The 4,021-nt window shown below is 75.3% G+C and carries 2 protein-coding genes; one reads left to right on the forward strand and one right to left on the reverse strand.

The window, feature by feature from the left end:
- Positions 1 to 122 precede the first annotated feature (122 nt).
- Positions 123 to 3,329 carry a cytochrome P450 gene (locus ACIQOV_RS31060; protein ID WP_401053966.1) on the reverse strand — a complete coding sequence of 1,069 codons (3,207 nt, stop codon included), beginning with the start codon at positions 3,327 to 3,329 and terminating at the stop codon, positions 123 to 125.
- A 160-nt stretch (positions 3,330 to 3,489) separates the two neighbouring features.
- Here ACIQOV_RS31060 and ACIQOV_RS31065 point away from each other — a divergent pair.
- The coding region (locus ACIQOV_RS31065) for a PAS domain-containing protein (protein ID WP_401053968.1) at positions 3,490 to 4,021 on the forward strand (532 nt) is incomplete at its 3' end.

Here is a 4,021-nt window from a genome sequence, read left to right on the forward strand (position 1 = left end):
GTTGTTTCGTTTTTGCGGGCGTCGATCCGGGCTTGGTCGCGGCCCCGCCGCGGGCCCCCGGGGGGGGGGGCCCCGGGCCCGGGGGGGCCCCCCCCCCCCCGGCCGTCCCCGGCGCGGGAGGGTCAGCCCGCGTACACGTCCTCGACGTACCGGCCGGCCTCGATCAGCCCCTGCAGCCAGGCCTGCGCCCGCTGCTCGTCGGCGCCCGGGGTGCGCTCCCGGTACAGCGCCCGGAAGGCCGCCCGGACGCCCGGCGCCATCCGGGCCCCGTCGCCGCACACGTACACCTCGGCGCCGGAATCCAGCAGCTCCCAGACCTCGGCCGCCTCGGCGGCGATCCGGTCCTGCACGTAGCGCCGCCCCTGGTGGGGCCGCTCGCTGAAGGCGGGCCGCAGCGAGACCGCGCCGGCCCGCTCGGCGGCCTCCAGCTCGCCGCGGTGCAGGTAGTCCGCCGCCTCGTCGTCGCAGCCGAAGTACAGCAGCGCCGGGGCGAGGGCGGCGCCCCGCGCGAGCAGCGCCCGGCGGTCGGCGACGGCGCCCCGGAAGGGTGCCAGGCCGGTGCCGGCCGCGATCATGACCACCGGGGTGCGGTGGCCGATCCGGAACGCCTCCCGGCAGGGCTGGACCCGGGCCAGCACGGTGTCGCCGACGGCGACCCGGTCGAGGTAGCCGGATCCGGCGCCCCGGAAGGTCCCCCGGCCCGAGCGGGCCGGGGCGCTGAGCACCGAGACCATCAGCTCCACCTGGCCGGGGTCGCCGGTGGGCGAGGAGGAGATCGAGTAGTGCCGCGGCCGGATCGGCGGCAGCAGTTCCAGCAGCACCGGCCAGCTCAGCCGCTCCCGCAGCGCCGGGTGGTCCTCGATCAGGTCCAGCAGGGTGCGCGGGTCGTCGGCGGGCAGGGCCCGCAGGGCGGCCTGTTCGGGCGGGCAGGGGTTGAGCGCCGCCAGCGCGGCGCGCTGCTCGGCGTTCGGGCGGTCCTGCAGCTCGACGTGACGGGTGAGCAGCTCGCGGACGGTCAGCGGGCGGTCGACGGCGGGTGCGGTGCGCCGGTGCGCCACGATGTTCAGCACCGTGTCCGGGTCGGCGCCGAACAGCTTGGCGGCGCGCTCGACCAGCACCGGGTCGTTGGCCGGGAGCACGGTGAGGTGGTCGGCGGTCCGGTAGCCGGTGCCCTCCGGCAGGGCCAGCCGGACCAGCCGCTTGACCCGGTGGTAGGCCGGGTCGGTCAGGCTGCCGACGGCGGTGACGGTCAGCTCCACCGTGTCGTGCCGGGCGGCGAGCGCGGCCAACGGGCCGCCGGTCACCTCGGTCACCGTGTACGCGGCCACCGGCGGCATCCCGGCGGGGGCGTCGGCGTCCCCGTAGCGCGCCAGCAGGGCCTCGCGCAGCGCCCCGGCGAACTGCCGCACGGTGCCCTCCAGGTCGCCGGAGGCGTCGGCCTCGGCGCGGGCCAGCAGCCGGGTGCCGCCGAGCTCGGCGAGCCGGTCGTCGATCAGCGCCGGGACGCGCTGGTAGGTCGCGGCGTAGGTACGGTCGCCGATGCCGAGCACCGCGTACTCGACGCCCTCGGCCCCGCCGCCCTCCCGGGACTCCTGGAGCCCGCGGACGAACAGGGCCGCGTCGTCGGTCGGCTGCCCGTTGTACGAGGCGGCGGTGATCACCACCGGCCGGTCGGTGGGCAGGCCGTCCGCGTACGCGTCCAGCGGGGCGGTCGCGGTCTCGCAGCCGAGGTCGGCGGCGGCCTCCGCGAGCTGCCGGGTGAACTCCCGGCAGGCACCGTAGTTGGAGCCGTGCAGGAGCAGCAGCCCGGTGCCCCGCCGGACCCGTCCGGGACGCCCGGCGGCCGGTCCGGCCTGCCGGTCGACCGCCGTCGGCGCGGTGGCGGCGAGGGAGTCCGCGGGGGAGGCGTCGAAGGCCGGGGCGGGCGTGCGCCGGGCGAGGCCGAGGGTGAACCCGTCGGGCTTGATGGTGAGCGTCTGCTTGAGGGTCAGCCGGTAGTCGGCGTGGTCGATCAGCCGGTAGCGGTGCACCAGCATGCCGAGCAGCATGACGGCCTCGTGCAGCGCGAACTGCCGTCCGATGCAGGCGCGTTCGCCGGTGCCGAAGGGCTTGAAGGCGTGCGGGGAGCGGCTCTCCTCGCGCTCCGGGTCGAACCGGGACGGGTCGAACAGCTCCGGGTTGTCGCCCCACGCCGGGTCGCGGTGCAGCAGCGGCGTGCTGACGAGGACGGTCTCCCCGGCGCGCAGCGGGATGCGTCCGCCGAGCAGGGTGTCCGCGCGCGCCTCCCGGCTGAACGCGGGCGCCGTCGGCCACAGTCGCAGCGCCTCGTTGAGCACCTGGCGGGTGTGGCGCAGCCGTCCGACGTCCTCGTAGGAGGGCTCGGGATCGGCCTGGTCGCCCCAGAGTTCGTCCACCTCCCGCTGCACCTGGCGCAGCGCGGTCGGGTGCTTGGCCAGGTAGTACAGCGCGAAGGAGAGCGCGCCGGAGGTGGTCTCGTGGCCGGCGATCAGGAAGGTGATCACCTGGTTGCGGATGTTCTCGGCGTCCAGCCGGGTGCCGTCCGCGGGGCGAACGGCGCCGAGCATCAGACCGAGCAGGTCCTCGGCCGGGCCCTGGACGTCCTCCTCGGCGCGGGCGGCGATCACCTCGTCCACCACGGCGGCCAGGTAGTCGGAGTCGGCGCGGAAGGCCGCGTCGCGCTCGCGGTGGTCCGCCTCCGGGTCGCGGGTGAGGCTGGTCATCGCCCATTCCAGGCAGCGCACCATCGCCTCGACGAAGGGGTGCGGCTCGTCCCGCTCGAAGGAACCGAAGTCGAAGCCGAACCCGGCCAGGCCGATGGTGTCCAGGGTCATCCGGGTCATGTCGCCGGGCACGTCCACCGGCTGTCCGGCGGCCTCCCGGCGGTCCCAGGAGTCGACCAGCCGGCGGGCCACCCGCAGCATCACCGGGTGGTAGGTGCGCATCGAGCCGAGCGCGAAGGCGGGCATCAGGATGTCGTGCGCCCGGGCCCAGTTGGGCTCCTCGTTGTAGGCGGTGAACAGGCCGTCTCCGGTGAACTGCCGGACGTTCTCCAGGGCCAGGCCGATCGACTTGGTGAACCGGGTCTCGTCGGCCAGCTCGGTGACCAGCTCCAGGCCGCTGACGACCAGGGTGTCCCGGCCGTGCAGTCGCTGGACGAAGGCCGGGCCGTGCTCTCTGGCAAGCTCCATGATGCGCAGCACCGGGGCGGCGGCCGGCGGCATCGCCGAGATGTCCACCAGCGGGACGGCCCGGCTCTCGCCCCCGGCCGCCCGCCCGTCCTCGGTCGTGCGCTCCACGGTCTCGGTCATCGGTGTGCCCCTCCCACGGCAGGAAACATTCGTCTCCCACCACTGTGCGCCCACCGGGAGGGGGTGCGGGCCGCGGTCACTACATGATTGTGTAGTGCCCGGGTCGGTCACGGGCTTGCTACGGACCGTCAGCGTCGGCCCCGGGGAAGGAGAATCACGGATGCGGACGACCGAGGGCTGCGGCCCGGTACCGGACAGCCCGCGGGAAGCGGCGGTGATCTGGCGCAACCGGGCGCTGCGGTTGCTGGACCACGTGCCGCTGCCGATCGCGGTGTGCGAGTTCGGCGGGCGCATCCTGATCGTCAACCGCGCCATGGCGGTCGAATTCGGCCGCTTGCCAGGTCAGTTGCACAACCGTAGGATCCTGGAGTTCTTCACCCTGCGGGACACCGGCACCCTTGAGGCGCTCACCGAGGCCGTCCGGCTGCACCGCCGCTCGCAGTACCCGGCGCGGGTCTCCTGGACGGCCGCCGACGGCAGCGAGCGGCACGGCGAGATGACCGTCGACCTGGTCGGCGACAGCCCGGAGCAGACCCCGAGCCTGCTGCTGTCGCTGCGGGCGGCGCAGCCGGCGGCCGTCGCCCCGGCTCCCGGCCCGCAGGTCGAGGTCAGCCCGGTCGAGGCCCGGATCCTGGCCGCGGCGGCCCGGGGCGACACCACGGCGCAGATCGCCCGGGAGATCGGTGTCACCC

Source organism: Kitasatospora sp. NPDC091257 (genome assembly GCF_044757675.1).
GTDB classification, from domain to species: Bacteria; Actinomycetota; Actinomycetes; order Streptomycetales; family Streptomycetaceae; genus Kitasatospora; species Kitasatospora lactacystinica.